The following is a 20,867-nucleotide window of genomic DNA, read 5'->3' as shown; positions in this document are numbered from 1 at the left end:
CGTTCGGACCTTAATCATTACAGTGCAGCTAAAACCACTTCGGCTTTACTGGCTTCAAAAGCCTTTGGCTCTTCAACATTCAGCAGAGTCACTACGCCGTTATCTATGATCATGGCGTAACGTTGTGAACGCACGCCACCAAAACCAGCAGTGTCCATTTCTAAGCCTAACGCTTTAGTAAAACTGGCATCGCCATCGGCTAGCATCATCAATTCAGAGGCATTTTGCGCTTCGCCCCACGCTTTCATCACGAAGGCATCGTTCACAGCAACACAGGCAATCAAATCCACGCCTTTCGCTTTAAATTGATCGGCTAATACCACATAGCCAGGTAAATGCGCTTCAGAACAGGTCGGAGTAAAAGCACCGGGTACAGCAAACAATACCACTTTTTTACCAGCGAACAGTTCAGTAACTTGGTGATTCACCATGCCATCTTTCGTTAGTTGGCCTAATGTAGCTGCTGGTAATGTTTGACCTTGAGCAATCATATTTATCTCCATTTAGTTAAATTAACCTGACCATACTAGCCCTATTTACCTGAGATAAACACAGAGAGAAAAAAGGGTGATTAGCCGCGAGTACGATTCATCCGCAGCCCAGCACACAAACTGAGGAACAACAGACCCAATACCGATAAGCTACCGCCACTTTCTTCGACGACTATGACATCAGGTTCTCTGTCTCGATCGCTACTTTCCAGTGGCAGTGCATACAAACCATCGGTTTCATCGGCACTAATGGTCGCGACAATATCGCTGTAACCCACTTCATACACATCAATCAACACATCGTAGTGGTCCGTCGCATAACCCGTGTAGAGCGTGGTCAGCACTTCATAGTCGTCCTGTGTTGAATCGCCATAAATAGTAAACACGTCCGTGGTGTAGTAATGCACCCAAGGGCCGCCATCACGACTGAGATACAGCTCGGCAAATAAGTCGGCTCTTTCATTAAGATACGCGCCGTTAACATCGACGTCGAAGGTCACGCTAAAGGTTTGATAGAACCCATCGTAGTCAAAGTCTTCGAACAAACGACTGCTGGCATCAAAAATCGAAAAGCTGTGATACACAGGGGCGCGGTAGGGATCTTCACTAGTCGCGCTCGAACTCGGCATGCCTTGGCTCGCATGTTTCGCAGTCACTTGCTCACGCGTCATCGGCGATGCGCCCATTAGTTGCACGCGGTTTGCCGTCGGCGCTTTAGAGGATAACGCGGGCGCCAAGGATTTAACGGCTGCAGCAGCGGCTTCAGTGACATTTTTTGCGGGCGCTGCTTGTTGTAACAGGGCTAAAGCTTGCTGTTCCTGCTCGGCTGCTTGCTCGCTATTTTCGGCTTTTTTGGCAATGCCGACACTGGCCGCAGTAAATGGCGTTAAGCTTTGCGATGATTCCAGTTCGCGGGGCTGAGCGCTGACGGCAGCGGACGCTAAAAACAGCGCGGCAATGGCCGTCGCTTTAACGAAATGGGTGTTAACCTGACTGTTAACTGTGGCTGCCATACCTTGTTTATTGAGTGTGTTCATCTTGAATACCCCATGGATAACCCGTTCAAATTAGAGCCATTAAAGTGCAATGAAGGTGAACATAAGCTGAACATCAACATTTAGTGTTCTTAGCGCGACAATACGTTCAGCCTTAGTTCATCTGGATTAGCCGACACTAGGGCATATTGAATGCGAGCATAGGAATAGACTCGCTGACAGAGCTTCAGTTCTGTCACGAATAACAAAATGACTACCAAAGTTAATTTTGATGGAATTGTGCCAACCAATTGGCTGATCTCTATGTGTTTGTTAAGGTGATGAGGTATTCTTAGTCGACTCGATAAGTTATCCATCTCACCCATTAGCTTAAGATCGCCGAACATTGCGGGTACCAGATATGAAACTTGGTTTGACATTGGCCCTAATCGCTTGCTTGTTTGCCTCCTTTGGCAGCATGGCAGGCAATGATAGACAGAATGATCGCAACCAAGGTGCGAAGAATGAGCAGCGCCGTCTGGCGGTCAATAGCCCAGATCAAGCTGTGGCTATGGTGCAGCGCCAATACCAAGGCAAGGTTCTGAGCGTGCAATCCAGCGGCTCAGGGTATCGGGTTAAGCTCCTCAATAATGATGGCCAAGTGTTTTCAGTCTCAGTAGATGCCGCAACTGGCCGAGTGTCGAGGAATTAACTATGCGATTGTTATTGGTTGAAGATGATTTAGAACTGCAGGCGAACTTAAAACAACATCTGCTCGATGCCCATTACAGTATCGATGTGGCGAGCGATGGCGAAGAAGGCTTATTTCAAGCACTCGAATACAACTATGATGCGGCGATAATCGATGTCGGTTTGCCTAAACTCGATGGTATCGCGCTTATCCGCAGCGTACGCGAACAGGAACGCGACTTCCCAATCCTGATTTTAACCGCGAGGGACAGTTGGCAAGATAAAGTAGAAGGACTCGACGCCGGTGCCGACGACTACCTGACGAAACCTTTTCATCCCCAAGAACTGGTCGCGCGGCTAAAAGCCTTGATCCGTCGCTCTGCCGGCAAGGCCAGCCCTTTGATTTATAACGGTCCCTTTAGCCTAAATACCAGCAGCTTAGAAGTGCGTAAAGGCGAAGAACTGGTTAACCTCAGCGGCTCTGAATACAAGTTATTCGAATTTTTTATGCTGCATCAAGGCGAAGTGAAATCCAAAACCGTACTCACAGAGCACATCTACGATCAAGATTTTGATTTAGATTCAAACGTCATCGAAGTCTTTATCCGCCGGTTACGTAAAAAACTCGATCCTGATAATCAATACAACCTGATTGAAACCCTGCGCGGCCAAGGTTATCGCCTAAAAGCGTTAACGCCCGAGCCAACTGCCGATGAGTAAACGTGCCATTGTGTGGCAAGTATTGAACTCCCTTAAAGCGCGCTTAGTGATTAGCGCGCTATTGTTTATCTTAGTGTTATTGCCTTTGATCGGCGTCGCCTTAAACGATGCCTTTACCGAGCAAGTTAAAAGCGCGACCAAAAATGAACTCAGCGCCTATGTCTATTCGATACTCGCGGTGACTGAAGTCGAGAATAAACAAATCTCTATCCCAGAATTAGTACTCGAAAATCGTTTTAACCTCATTCAATCTGGGCTGTATGCCATTGCGACCACTGAAGATGCCAGCGGCAAACAAACGATCGTGTGGCACTCGCAATCTTTTATGGGCATGATGCCACCGCCACATTTTACTATCCCAGCAACGGGTCAGAGTGCCTTTGAGCAAATCGAGCTCGCCGAACAACCCCATTTGATTTATAGCTTTAGCGTCAGTTTTGCCAGCCAAAATCAAAACGTGCCAGTGACGATTCACATCATTAAGGACGAGCGCGAATTTCAGCAGCAAATCGATCAATTTAACCAGCAGCTTTGGACTTGGCTGCTGATCCTCATGTTCGTCATGCTCGTGTTCCAACTGAGCTGGCTAGTGTGGACGCTGCAACCATTGGCGCGCTTTACCCAAGAATTACATTCCGTCGAGCAAGGTAAGTCTATGCAGCTAAGTAGTCAGTACCCCACTGAACTACAAGCGGTTGCGCGGCAGCTCAATATTTTGCTCAATACCGAACAAACCCAGCGCAAACGCTATCGTAATGCCTTGGCCGATCTTGCCCACAGCCTCAAAACACCGCTGGCGGTGATCAAGAGTCAGGCCGACTTAAGCGAAGCCTCCAGCGAGCAAGTGTCGGTGATCAGCCGCATTATTGGCCACCAGTTGAAACGCGCACAAACGGCAGCGGCAGCCTCGTGGCATTTAGGCATTCGCGTCGATGACGTCGCCGCTAAGTTATTACGCACCTTAGCTAAAATTTATCGCGAACCGCAAATCAATCTCAGCGGCGAGATGGCTGACGAAGCAGTATTCAAAGGTGATGAAGCGGATCTCACGGAAATTCTCGGTAACGTGCTCGACAACGCCTGCAAAGCGGCAAAGTCCACAGTTAAATTAACCGTGACCGGCGATGCCTATCAATTGCTGATCTGCATCGAAGATGATGGGCCAGGGATCAGTGAAGCGCTGCAAAATCAAATCTTTGAACGCGGTATTCGTGCCGATTCCTATCATCAAGGTAATGGTATTGGGCTTGCGATCGTGCGCGATTTAGTCGACAGCTATAACGGCAGAATTTCAGTCTCACGTTCAGAAACCTTGGGCGGCGCCAAGTTCAGCATCAGCTTTGTGCACTCAATTTAATGATTGAGTTTCAATACCATAGATTTAAATTCCCACCTAAATTGCGGTTAAAAATAACTTTTTAACCGTAAAATGCTTTCAGCTTATGTTCATATTCAAACGCCTATGATGCCCATAACATCCTCGAACAGGATTATTGGAGCAAACCATGAACAGACTACATCGATGGAATTGGCTAGTGTTAACGGCGGCATTAGTGGCCTTGCCTTTCACTACCACAGCACAAGCTGCGGGCGTATCTGTGAGCCAAGGCTCGAGCGCTGCGGCAAGCCAAGCCGAACTCGAACAAATGCTGGCGCCTATTGCCCTGTATCCCGATAGCTTATTGACCCACATACTTATTGCCTCAACTTATCCACTCGAAATCGTGCAGGCACAACGTTGGTTAACCCAGCGCCCCAAATCATCGGTCGATCAACTGATGTCGCAGGCCGAAGATCAAGATTGGGACCCGAGCGTCAAAGCTTTGCTGGCCTTTCCGACGCTGCTGCAAAAAATGAGTGAAGATCTCGACTGGACTCAAAGACTCGGTGAAGCCTTCTTAGAAGATGAAGGCCAAGTGATGAACAGTATTCAGTCCCTAAGACAGCAGGCTGATAAAGCCAATAGCTTAGCAGACATGGATAACATGGCGATCACCCGCGCCAACAATCAGATCATCATAGAACCCGTTAAGCGAGAAATCGTCTACGTGCCCTATTACGATCCGCGTGTGGTTTATGGCACATGGCGCTGGGGTGTGGCTTATCCACCCGTGTATTGGGAATTTGGCGGCTATGCTGGCTATCCCTATCGTCCAAGCCATAATCATTTCTACTGGTCACCGGGCATCCATATTTCCTTTAACTACTTCTTCAGTTCATTCCACTGGCACAACCATAAAGTGGTGGTGATCGACTATCGCCATTCACACCGCTATCGCCCACGTGAAAGATACACTGTCAGCTATGGTGCCCAGCCTTGGAAACATAAACCCGAACATAGACGCGGCGTGAGTTACCACAACCCCGTCGTGAAGCAACGCTATTACAACGAAAATAAGTATCGCGGTAGAGATTCATACTCTAGCGGCAGCAAGCAACACTTCAATAGCCAATATTCGAAGTCAAAAGAACGCCAAGATACCCATAGCAATCAGGGTAATATGAGTAATCAGGGTCATAAGAGTCGTGACAATAAGGACTATCACAACGCCAGCCGTGAACGTGATAACCGCGCACCGAGTTATCAAAAAACGCAGGCCGAGTTAAAGGAACGTCGCACCGCGGCTATGGTACAAACGCCGACTCACAAGGATCGTAATGACGCGCAATCGAGACCCGTGCAGTCAAAGCCAATGCCATCGAAGGAGTCTCAGCAAAGGCAATATCAAACTCGGGAGTCACAGCCGCGTAATGTCGATCAACAAAGGACGCCGCCACAAAGACAAGAAAATCCAAGGACTGCGACCCCAAGAGTTGAAACGCCACGACCAGAGACAAGACGCGCAGAACCGCAACGTATTGAACAACCAAGACAACGCGAAGACGTGAGAGTGAGACAAAGTGAGCCACGCCAAAATGCGCAAACCGCTCGCTCGGTAGAACATAACCAAGGCCGCTCAACTCAAAGCCAAGAACGTCGTCATAGGGAATGATCCCGCTATGGCCGCAGTAACACAAAGAGCGCAGTTAGCTGCGCTCTTTTTTTAAATCATTTGTTGTTAAATCTCTTATTTTTAAACCGCTTAAAACTTCAAGGTCAGGGACTGACCTTCGCCCATTCCTTGCCACTCAATACTCAACTCCATAATCTCATTAAGAATATGTTCAAAGTCCGATTGGCTAACGGTTGGAACGGCTAGGTCACGGCTGTTGCAGGCTTGCTCTAACAGATAAATAAAGCCGTCATAGGTTGGCGTTTCGCCCGACCAGAGTAACGACTGCAATGTCTCGACTATGGATTCGGTTTGCCACACTTCCGTTTTATCTGCGATGGCGCGGGAGGTTTCATTATGTTCCAAGGCGAAGCTGATATCGGCGCCAGCTCTGACCTGCGAGAAGAAAGCCCCTTGAATATGCAGACGTTTTTCAACCACATAATGGATCATATCGTGGGGATCAATGCCCTGTTCCGGCATTTGGGTTTGAGTCGCACTACCGTCCATGCGCACGCAGCGCAACTGACCATAACGCTGGGTTCCTTTGGTGAAGATGACTTGCATAAAACCATCCTTAGTATTTCGATTAACGCATACATAACGCGAACTCAAGTATAGTCCAACTCAGCGCCAGTATTAGGAAACCAACAATACTCTGCCGTTATAAATTACGCTGAATAAAGCGGAAACACTCTTCTGCCGCCAAAGGTTTACTAAAGTAAAACCCTTGCACTAAGTCGCACCCCATGCTCGACAATAATACCAATTGTGCTTCGTTTTCAACGCCTTCTGCCACCACAGTTAGCCCCAACTCATGGGACATAGAAATGGTCGCAGCACTGATAGCAGCATCGTTCGGGTCGCTCTCAATATCCTTCACAAAGGAGCGGTCGAGCTTCAATCTGTCTAAGGGCAAGAGTTTCAAATAGGATAAGGAGGAATAACCTGTGCCGAAATCATCAATCGCAAGCTCGATACCATGCTGGCGCAATTCCGCTAACAGGCGCGCATTCTGCTCCGGATATTGCATTGCCACACTCTCGGTGATTTCGAGCTCCAATGCCCCTTTGCCCAACTTATGCTTTAAAAGCACATTGGTGATATCGGCGACAATGCTATCTTTGCGGAGTTGATGCGCTGACAAGTTCACTGCCATTCGCAGCTCAGTCGCGCCCGCAGCGCGCCAAACGGCAAGCTGCGCCATGGCAGTTTCTAACACCCATTGGCCGATAGGAATGATCATGTCAATCTCTTCGGCGATGGGAATAAAGCGGTCTGGCGCTACCATGCCAAACTCAGGATGTTGCCAGCGAACTAAGGCTTCGACACTGACCACTTGCCCAGTGCGGATATCAATTTGTGGCTGATAATGCAGTCGTAATTCATCGTTAGCGAGCACTTGCCTCAGGCCCGTTTCAATTTGCTGGCGCTCGGTGATCAAGGTATTCATCGCCGCAGTAAAGAATTGATAGTTGTTGCGCCCCGCAGCCTTGGCGCGGTACATGGCCATATCGGCGTTTTTCATCAAGGCTTCAACACTGTCGCCGTCGGTCGGGAATAAACTGATGCCTATACTCGGTGATGAATGTAATGCTTGATTGTTAATAACATAGGTTTGACTCAAACCACTGCGTAGCGCTTCGGCTAAACTGGCCACCTCATCATGGTTCGTATCAGATAAGGCAACCACAAACTCATCGCCACCTAGACGTGCCACAGTGTCAGTATCACCAACGATGTTTTTCAAACGTCGGGCAACCTCTAGCAGCAGTTGATCGCCCACATGATGGCCCAAGGTATCGTTGATATTTTTAAAGTGGTCCATGTCGATAAACATTACCGCTATTTGGCTGTGGGATACCAGAGCATCCTTAAACACCACTTCGAGGCGCGACTGCAAGCTGAGTCGATTAGGCAATAAGGTCAAAGAGTCATGATGGGCAAGGAAATGAATCCGTTCCTCACTGACTTTACGCTCGCTGATATCGGTAAAGCTGCCGATGTAATGGCTCACCGCACCTGCATCATCGCGCACCACAGACATCATCAACCATTTGGGGAAATCGTAACCATGCTTATGCCTGTCCCAAACTTCACCTTGCCAGAAACCTGTTTGTTCTAGGGCTGCACGCACTTGAGGATCGATACCTTTGTCGGTACGCTCGGCCTCTAAAAAGCGACAGTTTTTACCAATGATTTCTTCTCGGGAATAACCGGTTATCTGAGAAAACGCACTATTCACATCCACAATAATATCGTTGGCATCCATGATAGTGATGCCTTCACCACTCTGCTGGAACACCTGCGCCAATAGATTTACCCGCGCAACGGTGCGCTCCTGCTCGGTAATATCTTCAACGATAAAGAGAATAAGCTGCTCACCATCGGCGCCTGTGACTAACGCACCATTAAGGCGCACTGCCACTAACTGGCCATTCTTATGCACATAATGCTTCTGATAGGGGCCATAACGACGGGTTTGCTTTAGGCGTTCTAATTGCTCAGTTTCACTTAATTGATAACGCTTTGGCGTGAGATCCCAAGGGTCAAGCTGATTTAACTCATCGAGTGAGTAACCCGTCATGGCTTCGAATGCGGGATTAATCGCCACAAACTGACCATCATCTAAACGTTTAAGCACATGCCCTACAGGCGCCTTATCAAACAAATTACGATATCTTTGCTCGCTTTGTACCAAGGTAGCCTGAAAAGCCTGACGACGGGCAATTTCCTTCGACAAGGCCATGGTTTTTTCAGTCACTTTCTCGGCAATACGTTGGCGCTCGCCGGAGGAAACCAGCGTCATACCGCCCACAACGGCACAAGTGATAAAGGCGAGGAGCAGCATAAGTAGCGATAAGCTAAAAGTATCGCCCATCAGCACAGCATAGGATTGATAAATCACTATGTGCCAATGCCGATCTGCTAGCATCATGTTTGCTTGAAAATACTGGCCGGTTTTATCGCTAAATAGCTTGCTGCTAAACGCGGGAAACGACTTCTGGGTATTGCTATAAAGTAATGCACCGCCCGCACTCATGTCGGAGAGTTTCCACTGCAATCCCTTTACGCTCTCAACATCATTAATAATGCTTTGCAAATCAATCACAGCTGAACAAAATCCTGAGATTCTGCCTAGTCGGTCGAACGCGGGCGCTATGAGTAAAGTACCACCCGGGCCATTGGGATCTTGAGCTAATTGAATCTTAGCCGTCATCACAGGCGCTAAGGTCGCGCGCACTTTGGCAATGGCAGCGGCTCGTGTCGGCTCGCTATTGAGATCTAATCCCAGCGCTGCCTCATTGCCTATGATTGGCTGAATGTACATCACAGGCACTAACCAGCCATCGGTATTAGTTTGCCAGCCTTGAGGCCGCGTGACTTTGTAAGGGCCGCCAATGGCTGAGCGGGTCGATGCCTCAAAACTGGGTAGATCGGCGGCCGCCACTAACGGCGACCAAGACCAAGCTCTAAAGCCATCTTGCTGCAGCATGTTACGTTTGCCAAACTGCACAAACTCATCCTCAGAAACCTGCTCGCTATTATCGAACAAGCTCGCTAGGGCGACGATTTGCTGCAGATTAGCCTCTTGAAAACTTTCAATATTACTAATCACGGCATTAGATTGGATCTGAAACTTATCCTGCAACTGTTGGCGCTGATTCATATTTGAGTAGTAATAAATCCCCACACAAAATAAAAAGCCCACCAGCAAAGGAATGCCCGTCTGAATGCGGCGAGCACGCCAGATAGTCCGCTTATCAAATAGCAACATAGTCAAAGGGATAAAGATCACGGCGCCGAGCAAATCCCCCGTCCACCAATTCACTAAACTTCCCAGTAAATCAGATGGTGGAATCGTACCGTTGATCACTAAGGCACTGTTGCCAAAAACGGTCGCCACAATACAAGTTAAGGCTAAGCTCAAGCAGGATTTAATAACGGTATTAGGATTATCTAAGGTGAATAAATGATCGACTCGGCCAAGAACATGGGCTGAAAGCACAGCCTGTATACAAGACCCAATCGAGATAGCAAAGGGTAACCAACCAAAATGGATATGCCCGCCAATATTGATGTTAATCAGCAGCGAACCAATTAACACGCCAACCCAAGGGACATATTCTTTCCACAGGATACATGCGGCAATAGCAATCCCTGCAGCAGGCCAAATCGCCGCAGAATATCCAGGCGGCAAAGCAATCATCAAGCCTAATTTACCTACAACAATGTAAGCTAAGGCGATGAAAATATTTACCTTAAGGTATGGGGTAATTGACTTTATGTGTAATCCTTTAAACTGCCATAGTTACAATATTCAGAATCATAATGCCCTACTCGTTAACTCAATCTCAAGTAGATATCTGGGCAGTGATAAAATCACAGTCTAATAATCGTTTTACCTAATGTAAATAGCGTAAATGACTGACACAACCATTGTTTTAACTTGATGTTTTTATTTGAGATGCCCATCTCAAATCCGCTTAACCAAACTTAACTCGCATCAAAAATCAGCATGCAAAAATGTGCGGCGAGCAAGGGTAAACAGCAGTGTCATTCGTATGCGATAAAAGCGACTGTTGGCTAAAACCCACATGCTTATGATGGCATTAATCCACGCCATACCGTCGCTATTGCATCAACTTTAGCCAAAACGAATAAATGAAGCGCCTCACACATTTTTATTTTATGAGAACCAAATCAGTTGAATTTAGGTTAATTTTGTAAATTTATTGATTTAATTTAGTTTTAATTAAGGTTTTTTTAACGCTTAGGCCCTTTTACCGCGGGGATCCGCTTTCATTCAATAGCCGCTTCTTGGTATCCTCCAGCCGCATAAAAAAGTTGCATGCTGAATATTTTTTGTTCTGCCAACTGACTCCCTTTCCCGTTCAACCGGACCCGTTAATTGAAATTAGCTCTTAGCCAATTCATTGCTGAAAGATTGAACCTGATTATTCGGTTTTCAACCTTTAGCATGACAAACCTAACCCTGTTTTTCGGGTTATTGTTTGTGCTGCCTGTAGCTGACGTTTTGTACGTATTGATCGGCGGTTGTGTCGATATTAGTGAACTCATCAGCCTCAGCAATGGCTTTTTAGTCGAGTTTATCGGCGCCAGTCTGCTCAGCCTGTTATTGCTCAACCCCCTCGTTATTCTGCAGTTATGGCATTTAATCGACTGCTGCTTCAAATTTTTCAATAATCTCGATTTAACTAACGCTTCACTTTTTTTAGCACCCCCAAGGCTAAAATCCCTCGAACATACCGCCCACGGTTGTCGCGCCCCACCATTTTAACCCTCTGTTTTTAAATTCAAATTAAGCATTAAGCGCTGAAAGCTGATCTTCGATTTCGTCGGGATGGCGGCACATTTTTGTGTCATTCCTCTTGGGTCTCAGGATTTGCGCTCAGATAACGCCGCTTAGTGCGACTGCCGGTTCACGCTTGGCAGAGTTGTAAACCTTAGGGTTAGAGGAATCTTCCTTTGTTAATTCGAAAATTAAGTAAAGCGGCAATCGCGGCAGTAGCATTCATGCTCGCGGGTTGTGATGGCGGTGTGTTGGACCCTAAGGGCCAAATCGGTATCGATGAAAAACACCTGATTATCGTCGCCACCCTACTCATGCTCATTGTTGTTATCCCTGTGATTGCCATGACATTGTACTTCGCGTGGAAATATCGCGATGGCCGTGATCAAGAAATCTATGCGCCTAAATGGGCACACTCAACGGCGATTGAAACCGTCGTGTGGATAGTGCCGATTGTGATCGTAATAGTGCTAGGTGTGATCACTTGGGGTTCGACCCATGATCTTGATCCATATAAGCCTTTAGTGCACGAAGCTAAACCCGTCACGGTTGAAGTGGTGTCGCTGGACTGGAAATGGTTATTCATTTACCCAGAACAAGGCGTGGCATCGGTCAATGAGTTGGCGTTTCCAGCCAATGTGCCGGTGAACTTTAAGATCACCTCTGACACTGCGATGAACTCCTTCTTCATCCCTCAGTTAGGCAGCCAGATTTACTCTATGGCGGGCATGACCACTAAATTGCATTTGATCGCTAACGAGCCAGGCACCTTCGACGGTATCTCGGCTAACTACAGCGGCGCCGGATTTGCGGGCATGAAATTTAAAGCGATTGCTACTCAAACACCTGCCGACTTCGATGCATGGGTTGCCAAGTTAAAGCAACAGGGCAAAACATTGGACTCAGCGGCCTACGCCACACTGGCTAAACCGAGTGAATACAATCCGGTTGAATACTTTGGTTCAGTGAGCAAAGGGATGTTTGACCAAATCGTGATGCAGTACATGCACATGGACTCACATGACGGCATGAAAGGTATGCACGACATGGCACATATGGCAGGCGAGCACGCGATGGAAAATAAACAGAACATGGCCGACATGGATAGCTCAACACCTTCTGTACCGTCATCAACACAGGACTCATCCACAGAACCTTTATCCTTAGAGCACTCATCCACTCAAAAAGTGGAGGCGGAGTAATCATGTCATTTCTCGGTAAATTAAGCTTAGATGCGATTCCGTATCACGAGCCTATCATCATGGTGACCTTAGCGGTCGTCGCAGTGGTAGGTTTGTATATCGCAGCCTTGATCACTAAACACAAAAAATGGAGCGTACTTTGGAACGACTGGTTAACCTCAGTTGACCATAAACGCCTCGGTATCATGTACATAGTGTTAGCTTTGGTGATGCTCATTCGTGGCTTCTCCGATGCCATTATGATGCGTACCCAGCAAGCACTCGCCACCAACGGCGCCGCAGGTTATCTGCCGCCTGAACATTACGACCAAATCTTCACCGCCCACGGCGTGATCATGATTATCTTTATGGCGATGCCATTTATGATAGGCCTGATGAACTTAGTGTTGCCGCTGCAAATTGGTGCCCGCGACGTTGCCTTCCCATTCTTGAACAACCTCAGCTTCTGGCTTACCGCCTCGGGCGCTGTGTTGATCAATATTTCATTGGGTTTAGGTGAATTTGCTAAGACAGGTTGGGTGGCGTATCCACCACTCTCAGAGCTGGCTTACAGTCCGGGGGTTGGGGTCGATTACTATATCTGGGCACTGCAGATTTCGGGCATAGGGACGACCTTAACCGGGGTGAACTTTATCGCCACCGTACTGAAGATGCGTGCCCCAGGCATGAAGCTGATGCAAATGCCAATCTTCACTTGGACTTGTACGTGGGCGAACATATTGATCGTCGCGTCATTCCCAATCTTAACCGCTGTGTTAGCCCTGCTGACACTCGACCGTTACATGGATTTCCACTTCTTCACCAATGACGGTGGCGGTAACGCCATGATGTATATCAACCTGTTTTGGGCGTGGGGACATCCTGAAGTTTACATCCTGATTTTGCCTGCTTTTGGTATTTTCTCCGATGTGATCTCAACCTTTACCTCTAAGCGTCTGTTCGGTTACACCTCTATGGTGTGGGCGAGTGGTGCGATTTCAATTTTAGGTTTCATCGTTTGGTTACACCACTTCTTCACCATGGGCTCAAGTGCCAACGTCAACGCCTTCTTCGGGGTGATGACTATGGTGATTGCGGTTCCAACTGGGGTGAAACTGTTTAACTGGTTGTTCACTATCTACCGTGGCCGCCTACGTTTAACGGTACCTGTGTTGTGGACGCTGGGCTTTATGGTGACTTTCACCATAGGCGGCATGACAGGGGTGTTATTAGCCTTACCGGGTGCCGACTACGTCTTACATAACAGTTTGTTTTTAATCGCGCATTTCCATAACACTATTATTGGTGGTGCGGTATTTGGTTATTTAGCAGGCTTTGCTTATTGGTTCCCTAAAGCGACAGGTTTCCACTTAAATGAGCGTTTAGGTAAAGCGTCATTCTGGTGCTGGCAAATCGGTTTCTATGTGGCCTTTATGCCGCTGTACGTACTGGGCTTTATGGGTATGACACGCCGTATCAACCACATTGATAACCCAGCGTGGAACGTGTGGATTTACTTAGCCGCCGTGGGTGCTTGCATCATCATGGTCGGTATCATTCTGCAGTTTATCCAACTGTACGTGAGTATCCGTGACCGCGACCAAAACCGCGACACCACGGGCGATCCATGGAATGGCCATACTTTAGAGTGGTCAACCGCTTCTCCACCGCAGTTCTATAACTTCGCTAAGCTGCCACAGGTTGCTGATATCGATGCCTTTACCGATGCGAAAGAAAAAGGCGTGGCTTATCAACGTCAAAAACACTACCAAGCTATCCATATGCCGAAAAATACCCCAAGCGGTATCTTAATGGCGCTAGGGATCACTGCCGCGGGTTTTGCCGCTATTTGGCACATCCTGTGGTTAGCCATTGTGGGCTTAGTGGGCGCTTTCGTGGTGTTCCTGTTCCGTGCTTATAACAATGACGTCGACTATTACGTGCAACCCGATGAAGTGGCTCGCATTGAAAATGCCCACTTAAACAATGTAGTAAGGGGCTGATATGAGTATTGCAATCCCAGCAGATTTAGAAGTAGCTCACGCAGAAGATCACCACGAGCACCATGATACGAGTGGCAACACTCTGTTTGGCTTTTGGATTTACCTGATGACCGACTGCATTTTGTTTGCCTCGGTTTTCGCAACCTATGCTGTGCTCTACATGAACACGGACGGTGGCGTTTCGGGTAAAGACATTTTCGAATTGGACTTTGTGCTGATTGAAACTGCCGCCCTGCTCGTTAGTAGTATTACCTACGGTATGACGCTGATTTTTGCTAAGCGCCACAACAAAGCCGCGACCTTGGCTTGGTTACTCGTCACCTTCGCCCTCGGTTGTGTGTTTATCGGGATGGAAGTCTATGAATTCCATCACCTGATTGAACACGGTAATGGCCCACAACGCAGCGCTTTCCTGTCGTCCTTCTTCACCCTTGTCGGTATGCACGGCTTGCACGTGACCGCAGGTCTGATTTGGATGGCGATCATGATGATTGAAGTGACGAAAACTGGTTTAGGTAATCGCAGCATCACCCGCCTGAGCTGCTTAAGCTTGTTCTGGCATTTCCTCGACATAGTGTGGATTTGTGTATTCACGGTCGTGTATTTATTGGGAGCACTTTAATGAGCGCACATAGTCATACTCATAAGCCTAGCCATGGCACTGACGATCTGGCAGCGAGCATTAAGTCATATCTAATGGGCTTTGTGCTGTCAGTGGTATTAACCGCCATTCCGTTTTGGGCGGTAATGACCCATCACTTCGAGAAAGCGACTAACCTTAGCTTAGTGCTAGTAATGGCGATAGTGCAGATAGTGGTACATCTTAAGTACTTCTTGCACTTAGATTTCTCGAAAGAAGGCAAAGTAAATACCTTCTCCTTCCTGTTTACCGCCCTGATTATTGTCATGGTAGTCGGCCTGTCGGTGTGGATCATACTCGAAGCCAACGCTTTGATGATGTAACGAGAAACAGTCTATGCAAATACAAGACAGATTTATGTCACCGCAATGGAAAGCACGCTTCAAAGGGTATGTGCAGGTTACTAAGCCTGGCATCATTTTCGGGAATCTGATTTCCGTTGCTGGCGGTTTTTTATTAGCCGCCAAAGGCGACGTAAATCTGGTCTTGATGCTAGCGAGCTTAGTAGGATTGTCCTTGGTCGTTGCCTCGGGTTGCGCAATCAATAACTGTATTGACCGTGATATCGACGCCAAGATGCAGCGAACCTGCAAACGCGTGACCGTCACGGGCGAAATTGCCGTGGGTAACGTACTCGCGTTTGGACTCGCCTTAGGCGTATTGGGCTTTAGCATCTTAGCCTTGTTTACCAATGCATTAGCCCTGCTATTTGCCGTTATTGGTTACATTGTTTATGTGGGGGTTTATAGCCTCTACATGAAACGTAACTCAGTGTATGGCACTTTGGTTGGCAGCTTCTCGGGCGCAGTACCGCCCGTGGTTGGCTATTGCAGTGTGACAGGGCAAATGGACATGGGCGCGGCTATTTTGCTGTTGATGTTCAGTCTATGGCAGATGCCACATTCTTACGCCATCGCGATTTTCCGTTTTAATGACTATGCGGCAGCCAATATTCCTGTTCTACCGGTTGCAGAAGGCATGACCAAAGCAAAACTGCATATCGTGCTTTATATTGCCGTGTTCGCCTTAGTCAGTGCACTGTTGCCACTCGCGGGTTACACAGGTATCGCCTTTATGGCGGTCACCTGCGCCACCAGCCTGTGGTGGCTTGCCATGGCATTAAAAGGTTATCGCCACGGCGTCGACATGCAACGCTGGGCTCGCCAAGTGTTTGGTTTTTCAATCATCACTATTACGGCGCTCAGTGTGACTATGGCGCTCGACTTCCAAGTCGTGAGTCAGGCGCCACTGCTCACCTTAGTGAAGTAAATCCTAAGCTTTCAGCTAATGGTCTAGTCCTGAAATAAGTTGATAATACAAAAGCGCTAACCTAGATTAGCGCTTTTTTTCTCCCTTAAAACAGCCCCCTGATGTATCACTTCTAAGTGAACATCATTCGCCACCACATACCAGGCAGACTAGTAAAGCCAGTGGTGTAGTGTTTTAACTCGCCATCTTTAAAGATCATAATGGTTGGCGTCGCCTGCAATGACCAATCACGGGCAATCTTGCTGTCACTATCGTTAATAGTGTCAAAGCCATAATCCTGATGCTGAAGATATTTTCTCAGTTTCTCATCCTCCCCCGAATTCATGGCAACCGTCACCACGGGGTAATAGGCAGACATTTGATTGACCGCCGGACTGACAAAATTACACACAGGGCACCAAGTACCCCAAAAGTACACCAATACCGCCTGATCTTGGCTGAGCGTGGTAATATCAAGCATCTCCCCAGCCAAGGTCGTCCCTTGTAGCTGCGGCAAATTATCCCGTGGGATATCTTTGCCACGCCAGATGTCCATCACGCTGGTCACGATAATGACAATGAGCAGCAAAAGTGTCAGCTGTTTAATCCAGCCCAATATGCGTTTAGGTAAAGATATCGAAACTTGTTCGGCGCTCATATTTTCAGTTTCCTTTGGCTGCATCTTAACTGCTCTTCTGCGTCTTATCTTTAGCGGCAATCGCGGCTTCAAGCTGCTCTTTTAACACTTCGTAAGGCACTAATCCGGGAATAAGCGTATCGGCCACTATCATACTTGGCGTGCCACCTATGCCTAACTCATTCATTAATTTCACATTATCATCGACCATTTTAGCGACGCGCTCATCTGTGTTGCCGACCCAGCGCTCGGTTGCCGTCAGTTTAGCGACCTTAGCGATGGCGGCGGCATCGAGTCCACGCGGGCTCGACATCAACATATCCTTCACCTTGAGATACTTTTCAGGCTCGTTTAACCAAACCGTTTGGGCGAAATCGACCGCCATTTTGGAGCCTTCGCCCTGCAGCGGCACCATTTTGACTATGATTTTTAACTGCGGAAATTCTTCAATCAGCTGGTTCAGCGAAGGCTCGATTTTCTTGCAGTATGGGCAGTTAAAATCGGTGAAGTACACCATCTCAATCTCAGGTGCCGCAGCGCCCTTCCACGGATCGCTTTTGGTCTCATACATAGCTTTATGATGAGTCACAAGACTGGTTTGCATGGCTGTATTTGCCCCCTCTTGCTCCCTTGCTTGCCACGCAATAATCGCCTCTCTCATTAGGTCAGGATCATTGATCAAGGCATCTTTAAGAATCGCTCGCACCTCTTGTTGCTGCGCCGCCGATAAACTGCTGTCCTTGGCATAGGCCATGGTGCTCACCGAAGGCAAGGAAACCACCAGCATTGCCATGGCGACACCCGAGACAGCAAACATCTGCAACTTGCGATGTTTGAATAAAGAGCTAAATTTCGACATCTTAGTGCCTCCGATGACTTGAGTATTCTGCATTGATTCAGTGATGTTTTGTGCTTCAATTGTCTGTTTCATAATCGATTTCCATTGTTTCAGGTCAGGGGCTTCCTGACCTGAGTATTTGTTGAGTGTCACTCGACTCGCTATTGAATGAGACTCGCCAGTGATATTGCCGAGTGACATGTCCGAGTGAACGGCTGGTCGTTAGCGTTATTTCCCTGCCGCTACGGATGACTTTTCAGGGGACGCAGAGGCCTGTTCAATCGCAGCAAGCACAAGGTCAGTCGATAGAATTTCCGGTAACTCAATCCCTTGCGGTGCACCCGGGCCGTAAACCACGTTGAATGGCACCCCGAAACGATTATGGCTTTGCAGGTAGTGAGTTATGGGCTCAGAAGGCGTGGTCCAATCGCCCTTCATCGGCAAAATATGCGGCTGTTGCAACAGGCTATAGACTGGATCTTGCAAGATCACGCCAACTTTATTGGCCTTACAGGTAATGCACCAATCGGCAGTGACATCGACAAACACAGTTTTGCCTTGGGCAACCTGCTGATTAATCAATGCTTGATCCAATGGCGTCCAAGCAAGGTCCGCAGGTAAAGGTTTAGCCCACTGGTTCGCCGTCATAAATGCGATAATCGCCGACAGTAAAATGCCGATACCTAAGCAGCTCACGATGGCAATCGCGCCATACTTTTTAGCCATAAACACCATAAATATCAGTGTAATGACACCCGCTAACGGCCACAGGTAGAGCACATCAATAAAGCTGGCCAACAGGCTAATGAGCCACAAACTGGTGATGAGCAACATGCCGGAGAAAAACACTTTAACTGTATTCATCCAACGGCCAGGTTTAGGGAAATAATCCGCCACTTGCGGGAATGCCGCCACGATTAACCAAGGGAACGCCATACCCACGGCCAACGCGGTAAAGATGGCAAACAGGCTCAGTACATCGGCGCCCAAGGCGAAAGCGACCGCAGTCCCCAAAAATGGTGCACTGCACGGTGTCGCCAGTAGCGTCGCAAACATGCCCTGTAAAAAATGGCCGCTGTTATTATTGCCGCCCGTTGTCGCCAACTTGGTTTGCACGTTAGAGGGTAAGTTGATCTCAAACACACCTAACATATTGAAGGCAAACACTGTGGTCACCAGCGCCATAAAGCCGATAAACCAAGGGTTTTGGAACTGCACACCCCAACCAATCGCTTGACCCGTGAGCTTAAGCATTAAGATAAAGCCAGCCAGTAACCAGAATGAGGCCAATATCCCCAGCGCTGATGCGATGAACTGTTGGCGGATTTGATTACGCTCAAGATCAGGCGCAGCAACCACTGAACTGAGCTTCATGCCAAGCACTGGTAACACGCAGGGCATGACGTTTAAGATCAAACCACCAATAAGCGCCAGCAGTATCATGCCAAATATCGAGGTACTTGCTTGAGTAATCACCACAGGCTTAACCTCGGCGCTGTATTCCAACGCCCGCTCGCTATCGGCGACAGTCATGTTAAGCGATTTACCCAAAACTTCAGGCTCGCCCAGCCAACTTTTACCACTGAAAATACCGACCAATTGCTTGCCGTTAGCATCACTTTCGCTTGGCTTTAAGCTCACTAGCTTGAATGTGGTATCTGGCTCGCCATCAATAATCACTGTGGGTTGCTGCCAGTTGGCATTATTGAGCCTGACTTCAAGTTGGCCTTTGGCGGCATCCCAACCCATTGTCATGGCAGGATTTTGGCCCTCTTGGGTCAACACTTTTTGTGGCACAAGCGACACGGCCTTGTTGTAGGCCAACATGGCATCGGTATCCGCTTGCAGCGCATTGGGTGTGAAGTCGAGACTAATCTGATAATCCGTTAGTACACAGATAGTGGTACAGGTCGACAAGGTCACTTTGCCACGCAGCTGAGTTGGAGCAGCGATATCATCGACTTTTAGGGTTAAGGGAAAGGTGGTATTACCTTTGTAACCAAAGGTTTGCAATCCCAATAATGAGAATTCCTCTGGCGTAGGCCATCTCCAATCCACTTGCTGTAGATTGCCAGAGCCATCCCACTTGATGGTAGGCGCAATACCGCCTTCTCCAGGGCTGCGCCAATAGGTTTTCCAATCGCCCTCAAGTTGTACTTCAAGCACAGCGGGCAAAGTATTCGTTGCGGAATCAACTTCGCCCGTCAGCATAAAACGTACTTTGGCTGGCGGGTGATTATCGTTAACTAACCACCCCGTCGATGCGGCCAATAGCGACGGACTCGTCACTATCAAGGCGAGTATCCAGAATCTGGTTAACATGGATTTTAATGTACTCATTTTGTCCCCATTGGCATGAACTGTTCGTTATGCCCTGTAAATGCTTGCTTTACTGCTTAACTCTGCCCCCATTACAAAGGGCGTGATGGCTTAAGAAAAATCAGTGTGATAGCAGGCTTAATTCAAGAAATTTGATCGGAGATAGGATGTGTAAAAGCGGACGTTCTGCAGCTGGGTAATGGTCCTTTCAACCGGTAAACGGGTAAGAAAAGCCAACTATCGAGCTAGAGAATGGGCGCCAGAATAAACTCACCTATCAGTTTGATAAGTAAATTATTTCTATTCTTGAAAGCGACAGAGAGTGAGATGTATTCGCCTAGGTTTAGCTTGATAACCTTGTATGGGTAACAGTGTTATCACGCGGGAGGCGCGGGGAAGTAACGGAAGTAGGAACAACAGGATAAGAAATGGAATGGAACTCGGAGCATCGATACAGGTTCGGATCGATTTCTCAGACAATTCACATTTTTTAGGCTCGCTTTTGACCAGCTCAGTACCCGCCGCTTGGGCATCGACGTGACTAGCCATATTGCTTGAAGCTGAGCTGCTGTTTAAAGCTGAACTTGAGTTTAAAACTGAGTTGGCGTTAAAACCAGCTCCAGAAAAAGACGTAGCCGACATCGCTTGCGCGCTCGGCTCTTTGAGCAACAAGTTAAGTATTCCACTGTTTTGAGTCAAACAGAACAAGGTCAGAATGGTAAACACCATCACGCCCCATAAGTTGCCTGTTTTCTTAGTCAATAACGTAAAAATTTGGATTTCTCGTCGTCTTATTCTTTGATAATAAAGATAAAAAAT

General features: G+C 47.8%; 18 protein-coding genes. 10 read left to right on the top strand and 8 right to left on the bottom strand.

Annotated elements, in window-relative coordinates:
* Window positions 1–17: 17 nt before the first annotated feature.
* Together Q4Q50_RS03350 and Q4Q50_RS03345 are read right to left on the bottom strand one after the other, a co-directional pair.
* Window positions 18–491 (bottom strand): peroxiredoxin, encoded by a 474-nt coding sequence (locus Q4Q50_RS03350; protein ID WP_006079504.1) that lies wholly within the window; start codon window positions 489–491, stop codon window positions 18–20.
* Window positions 492–571: 80 nt separating this feature from the next.
* Entirely contained in the window at window positions 572–1,528 is a 957-nt protein-coding gene (locus Q4Q50_RS03345; RefSeq protein WP_311898372.1) for a choice-of-anchor H family protein, read from the bottom strand.
* 358 nt (window positions 1,529–1,886) lie between these two features.
* On the opposite strand from Q4Q50_RS03345, the gene Q4Q50_RS03340 reads away from it, so the two are divergent.
* The 4 genes from Q4Q50_RS03340 (at window position 1,887) to Q4Q50_RS03325 (ending at window position 5,868) form a co-directional block, all read left to right on the top strand.
* On the top strand, window positions 1,887–2,177 hold the full coding sequence (locus Q4Q50_RS03340) for a PepSY domain-containing protein (RefSeq protein ID WP_006079501.1): 291 nt from the start codon (window positions 1,887–1,889) through the stop codon (window positions 2,175–2,177).
* A gap of 2 nt (window positions 2,178–2,179) precedes the next feature.
* Complete coding sequence (locus Q4Q50_RS03335) at window positions 2,180–2,875, top strand: response regulator transcription factor (protein ID WP_006079500.1); 696 nt, start codon at window positions 2,180–2,182, stop codon at window positions 2,873–2,875.
* Complete coding sequence (locus Q4Q50_RS03330; protein WP_311898371.1) at window positions 2,868–4,232, top strand: ATP-binding protein; 1,365 nt, start codon at window positions 2,868–2,870, stop codon at window positions 4,230–4,232. Before Q4Q50_RS03335 ends, Q4Q50_RS03330 begins: the two co-directional genes overlap by 8 nt.
* Before the next feature lie 148 nt (window positions 4,233–4,380).
* Window positions 4,381–5,868: a DUF3300 domain-containing protein gene (locus tag Q4Q50_RS03325; RefSeq protein ID WP_311898369.1), complete on the top strand. Its 1,488-nt coding sequence runs from the start codon at window positions 4,381–4,383 to the stop codon at window positions 5,866–5,868.
* A 90-nt stretch (window positions 5,869–5,958) separates the two neighbouring features.
* Here the strand turns inward: Q4Q50_RS03325 and Q4Q50_RS03320 are convergent, their stop codons facing one another.
* Window positions 5,959–6,435: a cytoplasmic protein gene (locus tag Q4Q50_RS03320; RefSeq protein WP_311898367.1), complete on the bottom strand. Its 477-nt coding sequence runs from the start codon at window positions 6,433–6,435 to the stop codon at window positions 5,959–5,961.
* A 97-nt stretch (window positions 6,436–6,532) separates the two neighbouring features.
* Window positions 6,533–10,156: a bifunctional diguanylate cyclase/phosphodiesterase gene (locus Q4Q50_RS03315; protein ID WP_311898492.1), complete on the bottom strand. Its 3,624-nt coding sequence runs from the start codon at window positions 10,154–10,156 to the stop codon at window positions 6,533–6,535.
* A gap of 624 nt (window positions 10,157–10,780) precedes the next feature.
* On the opposite strand from Q4Q50_RS03315, the gene Q4Q50_RS03310 reads away from it, so the two are divergent.
* The 6 genes from Q4Q50_RS03310 (at window position 10,781) to cyoE (ending at window position 16,275) form a co-directional block, all read left to right on the top strand.
* Window positions 10,781–11,170: a hypothetical protein gene (locus Q4Q50_RS03310; protein WP_006079495.1), complete on the top strand. Its 390-nt coding sequence runs from the start codon at window positions 10,781–10,783 to the stop codon at window positions 11,168–11,170.
* Between the two features lie 188 nt (window positions 11,171–11,358).
* The gene (gene cyoA, locus Q4Q50_RS03305) at window positions 11,359–12,384 is read left to right on the top strand and encodes a ubiquinol oxidase subunit II (RefSeq protein ID WP_311898366.1); all 1,026 of its coding nucleotides are present in this window, start codon (window positions 11,359–11,361) and stop codon (window positions 12,382–12,384) included.
* A 2-nt stretch (window positions 12,385–12,386) separates the two neighbouring features.
* The gene (cyoB, locus tag Q4Q50_RS03300) at window positions 12,387–14,366 is read left to right on the top strand and encodes a cytochrome o ubiquinol oxidase subunit I (protein ID WP_006079491.1); all 1,980 of its coding nucleotides are present in this window, start codon (window positions 12,387–12,389) and stop codon (window positions 14,364–14,366) included.
* Between the two features lies 1 nt (window position 14,367).
* Window positions 14,368–14,988 (top strand): cytochrome o ubiquinol oxidase subunit III, encoded by a 621-nt coding sequence (gene cyoC / locus Q4Q50_RS03295; protein WP_311898365.1) that lies wholly within the window; start codon window positions 14,368–14,370, stop codon window positions 14,986–14,988.
* Entirely contained in the window at window positions 14,988–15,329 is a 342-nt protein-coding gene (cyoD, locus tag Q4Q50_RS03290) for a cytochrome o ubiquinol oxidase subunit IV (protein ID WP_311898364.1), read from the top strand. Before cyoC ends, cyoD begins: the two co-directional genes overlap by 1 nt.
* Before the next feature lie 13 nt (window positions 15,330–15,342).
* On the top strand, window positions 15,343–16,275 hold the full coding sequence (cyoE, locus tag Q4Q50_RS03285; RefSeq protein ID WP_006079488.1) for a heme o synthase: 933 nt from the start codon (window positions 15,343–15,345) through the stop codon (window positions 16,273–16,275).
* 112 nt (window positions 16,276–16,387) lie between these two features.
* Here cyoE and Q4Q50_RS03280 read toward each other — a convergent pair whose 3' ends face one another.
* From Q4Q50_RS03280 to Q4Q50_RS03265, 4 genes are all read right to left on the bottom strand, one after another.
* Window positions 16,388–16,912 (bottom strand): protein disulfide oxidoreductase, encoded by a 525-nt coding sequence (locus Q4Q50_RS03280; RefSeq protein WP_311898362.1) that lies wholly within the window; start codon window positions 16,910–16,912, stop codon window positions 16,388–16,390.
* Window positions 16,913–16,937: 25 nt separating this feature from the next.
* Window positions 16,938–17,822: a thioredoxin domain-containing protein gene (locus Q4Q50_RS03275; protein WP_311898360.1), complete on the bottom strand. Its 885-nt coding sequence runs from the start codon at window positions 17,820–17,822 to the stop codon at window positions 16,938–16,940.
* Window positions 17,823–17,957: 135 nt separating this feature from the next.
* Window positions 17,958–20,069, bottom strand: coding sequence for a protein-disulfide reductase DsbD family protein (locus Q4Q50_RS03270; RefSeq protein WP_311898358.1), 2,112 nt, complete (start codon window positions 20,067–20,069; stop codon window positions 17,958–17,960).
* 279 nt (window positions 20,070–20,348) lie between these two features.
* Complete coding sequence (locus tag Q4Q50_RS03265) at window positions 20,349–20,777, bottom strand: hypothetical protein (RefSeq protein ID WP_012197818.1); 429 nt, start codon at window positions 20,775–20,777, stop codon at window positions 20,349–20,351.
* Window positions 20,778–20,867: the final 90 nt, after the last annotated feature.

The sequence above is a fragment of the Shewanella scandinavica genome, from assembly GCF_031932065.1.
Classification (GTDB): domain Bacteria; phylum Pseudomonadota; class Gammaproteobacteria; order Enterobacterales; family Shewanellaceae; genus Shewanella; species Shewanella baltica.
Note: the sequence above shows the minus strand (reverse complement) of the source record. Positions and strands in the feature narration are given on the sequence as shown.

Coding starts and splice junctions, on each gene's coding strand:
- Q4Q50_RS03350 (WP_006079504.1), bottom strand. CDS start 491: ATGATTGCTCAAGGTCAAACATTACCAGCAGCTACATTAGGCCAACTA.
- Q4Q50_RS03345 (WP_311898372.1), bottom strand. CDS start 1,528: ATGAACACACTCAATAAACAAGGTATGGCAGCCACAGTTAACAGTCAG.
- Q4Q50_RS03340 (WP_006079501.1), top strand. CDS start 1,887: ATGAAACTTGGTTTGACATTGGCCCTAATCGCTTGCTTGTTTGCCTCC.
- Q4Q50_RS03335 (WP_006079500.1), top strand. CDS start 2,180: ATGCGATTGTTATTGGTTGAAGATGATTTAGAACTGCAGGCGAACTTA.
- Q4Q50_RS03330 (WP_311898371.1), top strand. CDS start 2,868: ATGAGTAAACGTGCCATTGTGTGGCAAGTATTGAACTCCCTTAAAGCG.
- Q4Q50_RS03325 (WP_311898369.1), top strand. CDS start 4,381: ATGAACAGACTACATCGATGGAATTGGCTAGTGTTAACGGCGGCATTA.
- Q4Q50_RS03320 (WP_311898367.1), bottom strand. CDS start 6,435: ATGCAAGTCATCTTCACCAAAGGAACCCAGCGTTATGGTCAGTTGCGC.
- cyoB (WP_006079491.1), top strand. CDS start 12,387: ATGTCATTTCTCGGTAAATTAAGCTTAGATGCGATTCCGTATCACGAG.
- cyoC (WP_311898365.1), top strand. CDS start 14,368: ATGAGTATTGCAATCCCAGCAGATTTAGAAGTAGCTCACGCAGAAGAT.
- cyoD (WP_311898364.1), top strand. CDS start 14,988: ATGAGCGCACATAGTCATACTCATAAGCCTAGCCATGGCACTGACGAT.
- cyoE (WP_006079488.1), top strand. CDS start 15,343: ATGCAAATACAAGACAGATTTATGTCACCGCAATGGAAAGCACGCTTC.
- Q4Q50_RS03280 (WP_311898362.1), bottom strand. CDS start 16,912: ATGAGCGCCGAACAAGTTTCGATATCTTTACCTAAACGCATATTGGGC.
- Q4Q50_RS03275 (WP_311898360.1), bottom strand. CDS start 17,822: ATGAAACAGACAATTGAAGCACAAAACATCACTGAATCAATGCAGAAT.
- Q4Q50_RS03270 (WP_311898358.1), bottom strand. CDS start 20,069: ATGAGTACATTAAAATCCATGTTAACCAGATTCTGGATACTCGCCTTG.
- Q4Q50_RS03265 (WP_012197818.1), bottom strand. CDS start 20,777: ATGGTGTTTACCATTCTGACCTTGTTCTGTTTGACTCAAAACAGTGGA.